3 protein-coding genes are annotated in these 3,715 nt (G+C 57.2%); 2 read left to right on the top strand and 1 reads right to left on the bottom strand.

The features are described from left to right. Together ACMLHG_RS15830 and ACMLHG_RS15825 are read left to right on the top strand one after the other, a co-directional pair. Positions 1-853, top strand: an 853-nt coding sequence (locus ACMLHG_RS15830; protein WP_417171111.1) for a helix-turn-helix domain-containing protein, incomplete at its 5' end; no start/stop codon positions are given. A gap of 116 nt (positions 854-969) precedes the next feature. Continuing rightward, positions 970-1,983, top strand: coding sequence for a GntR family transcriptional regulator (locus ACMLHG_RS15825; protein WP_295810269.1), 1,014 nt, complete (start codon positions 970-972; stop codon positions 1,981-1,983). Between the two features lie 11 nt (positions 1,984-1,994). Here the strand turns inward: ACMLHG_RS15825 and ACMLHG_RS15820 are convergent. Continuing rightward, positions 1,995-3,715 (bottom strand): ABC transporter ATP-binding protein (locus ACMLHG_RS15820; RefSeq protein ID WP_417171110.1); only part of this gene is annotated, 1,721 nt, incomplete at its 5' end.

The raw sequence follows: 3,715 nt of genomic DNA, 5'->3' as shown, positions 1-3,715 counted from the left end.
TTGCCGGAACGTGTCCCGGTATGTCAAAACGAAGGAGTTTTACAACGCTTTGCCGCCGTTTTATCTACTGCATTTCTGCGATCTCCCCGCCAGAATGGAATGTGATTTCCACTGTGTTGTCCACAGCACGGTCGTTGTGATGCTCGTCGGGGAGATCTTCTTTCGCACTCCGGAAGACGAGGAGATTTCCGGAGTGCGTGGCGACATGATTCTTCTGCCGGGGGAACACCCCTACCTCTGGCGCACGGGCGCGCAACCGGCGAGAACGTTTCAGGGCGGCTATCTGGCGGCGGATGGATACAACTTCAGCAACCTTTCACCGTTCCTTTGTTTCAACGATGGGAAAATCCGGAAAGTTCCTTTGGAGGACAAGCTGTTGCAGGCGCTCGAAAATGAACTTGACGCGGCGGAGCAATCGGAATTCCCCGCCTTTTACGGTTCGCTCGCGCTCTTCCGGCTGCTGGGAGAAGCCTTCCGTAGCGGACGGTGGGAGGATCCCTGTTCGGAACATGCTGAAATCCAACGCTATTTGCATTACATCGAAAGCCATCTGCACACCGATATCAGCGTGGAGGATCTGCGCAGGATCGGCAATGTCAGCCGTCGGAAACTCTTCCTGCAGTTTCAGGAACATCTCGGCACATCCCCCGTGCAATACATCGCCCGGCAGAAGATCCGTCTCGCCATCCGGATGCTCGAAAGTCAGCGCCCCGATTCGGAGGAGATCGCCAGAGAACTGGGATTCTCCAGTGTGAACTATTTTATCCGTTTTTTCAAAAAACATACCGGGATCACTCCGGCCGCGATGCGAAGAGAAAAATTCTCCGCGATGTCAAAAAGGTCGGAAAATTGACCTCGCCCGGCGAAAAAATTACAGAATCTCAGCTTTCCTGCGCCGTTTTATTTGCATTTTTTCCGAACTGCAAGTATGGTTATATTTAACCCAAACGAAAAAACAAGTATCGTTTCATGATCGAATTCAAACAGCCAGCCCTCGTCGGCGAACTTCGACGGAGAATTGCCGAAGGAGTCTATTCCGGCACTCTGCCCACCACACTGGAGCTGGCGGCGGAATTCGGCGTCAATCCCAAGACGATGAACAAGGCCATCGCTCGACTGGTGGCCGACGGACTGCTGGAACGTCGCCGCCGCAGCGGCACCCGCGTCTGCTCGCCGCTGCCCGGGGATGGAAGACTGATCGAGGTGATTTTCGAAGGATTTACAACGATTTTCACCCATCCCTTCTGGGGCGATATCTGGTCCGGCATGGTCGAGCAGCTTGCCGCTGACGGCTTCCGGCCGGTGTTGAATATGCTGGAGGCGGATCCCGGTTCCGGCGTGCTCGATCTGGTCCATTTTTCCATGTCTCCCGCGGCCGGAAGAATCGTGCTGGGAATCGCCGATCCGGAGCTGTTGCGCCAGGTGCGTTCCTCCGGCATTCCCTTCATCACCGCCTGCGATCCTCTGGAAGAGCCGTCGATTCCGCAGGTGACGTTCGATTTCGACGAGGGCATCCGGCAGGCGGTCGAACTCTTTTTCCGCAATGGATGCAGAAGAATCGCTTTCATCGGCCAGACCCGGACTCTTCAGCCGCTGCAGTCTCCACGAAAATTTCTCGCTTATCAGCAGGCGGTTCAGACGTACTGCGGAGCATTCGATCCGCTTCTGGTGGAAAATGCCCGTCCGCTGACCGGGCAGGGCGCCCCGGCGCTGGCCGCCGTTCTCGACCGGACACGGCCCGACGCTCTGCTCGCGGCCTACGACCACCAGCTCCCGGAACTTGCCGCATTGCTTGCAGAGCGCAAGCTGGATCTCCCGGTGATCGGCTGCGACGGCCTCCATCTGCCCGGATTGCCGGACGCGCGTCATGTGGTGGCCGCTCCCCGTCGGGAATGCGGCAAACGCGTGGCGGAACTGCTCGTCGCCGCCATTCGAGAAAGGCGTGAGCCGGTTTCCATGAGCATTCCGGCTGTTTTCCGCTGAACTTCGACCGCTTATTTTCCGGCAGACGCGCCTTCCTGTGCCGTTGAAAGGCGGATCACCCGATCGCACATCTGCACGGTGGCGGGGCGGTGGGCGATGGTCAGAATGGTCAGCGCTCCTTTGAGCTTTTCCAGAGCATCGGCAAAGGCGCGTTCAGTCTCCAGATCGAGCGCGCTGGTCGCTTCGTCGAGAATCAGAATTTCCGGCGCCGGATAGAGTGCGCGGGCGATGCCGATCCTCTGCCGCTGACCGCCGGAGAGACGGGCGCCAAGTTCGCCCATCGGCTCCTCCAGTTTCCCCGGGAGACTCCGCACGAAATCCGCGATCTGCGCCTGCTCCAGCACCTGCCAGACCCGGTCGTCGTCAATCGCCTCCTGCGGCACGCCGAAGGCGACGTTTGCCCGGATGGAATCATCCAGAAGATAGATGAACTGGGGAACATATCCGATTTTTTTCTGCCAGGAGGGGAGATTTTCCTCGATGTTCCGGCCGTCCACAGTGATCCTGCCGGACTGCGGCTTCAAGAGCCCGAGAATCAAATCCACCAGCGTGGTTTTTCCGCAGCCGGTCGGCCCGACCAGAGCGACACTGCTGTGGTGCTGAATCGTCATGGAAAAGTGTTCCAGCACCGGCGGCCGCGCCTCCTGATAGCGGAACGTGAGCTCCTCCACCCGGAGTTCATGCGCAAACTCGAGCGGTGCTCCCGCCGGTTTGCTCACCGGGACCGGCAGTTTTACCAGATCGTTCCAGAGCTGGTCGAAGATCTCTCTGTTCTGGCGAATCTGCACCAGATTGTAGTGAACCCGCGAAATCGAAGGCAGCAACCGGTAGAGGGCGGCCCCGAAGAGTGCCGCAGTAAGGATGATCGTGCCGGAAGCCATCCCGACAGAGACAAATGCGGCCAGTCCGCCGATGGCGATCAGAATGACGAAACTCTCCAATGCAAGCCTCGGGAGCTGCCCGATGATATATCCCGCCTGATCCAGTCCGGCCCGTACTCTGGCGCAATGTGCAAATCCCTGTTCGAAACTTGACTCGACGTTGCGGACTTTGGTCTCCTTGATGCAGCCGAGCCCCTGGATCAGATATTTCAAAAGCTGCTGAAGCACCGCCATCTGTCGTTTGCCGATTTGCAGAAGAAAATTTTTGAAGGGGCAGTAGAGCAACAGCAGAACCCCTCCGGTTGTTGCCGCGGCGACCAGAGTGGTGATCGGGGAAAAATACATGAGAAGAGCACACAGCCCGGCAATGACGAAACATTCCGTCGCAACCAGCATCAACGGAAGGAGAACCCCGCTCACGATCGCATTAAGTTGGTTAATGTTGTTGATAAGTTCCGATGAGTTGTGATTCAGATGGTACAGGTAGGGGGCTCCGAGGTAATTGTTGTAAAGCCGACTGGAGAGTTCTGCGGATTTTCCGTAGATAAAGCGTGCCTGACAGTAGATGGTCAATCCGGCAAAAAGATTTTTGGCAAGGAAAAATACGACCACCAATGCGCACATCGCCAGCAGAAATCCCCGGTCGCTCGACGGAGAAATGAACTGGTGAATGATGCGCAGATAGCGGTTCTGTTCGAGCAGTTCCGGCCGGGTGACGACCGCGATGACCGGCATCAGGATGGAAACCCCGATCATTTCCAGAACCGCCCCCAGCGTCATCATCAGCACCAGAAGCACCATGATCTTCTTATCGCGCGGCGAGAGAAGCTGGCGGATTTTATTTAAAAGAG

Source organism: Victivallis sp., from assembly GCF_048170485.1.
Lineage (GTDB): Bacteria > Verrucomicrobiota > Lentisphaeria > Victivallales > Victivallaceae > Victivallis.
This window is presented reverse-complemented; position numbering and strand designations above follow the sequence as displayed.

Excerpts from the sequence above, each read along its gene's own strand:
- ACMLHG_RS15825 (WP_295810269.1), top strand. The coding sequence starts at position 970 with ATGATCGAATTCAAACAGCCAGCCCTCGTCGGCGAACTTCGACGGAGA.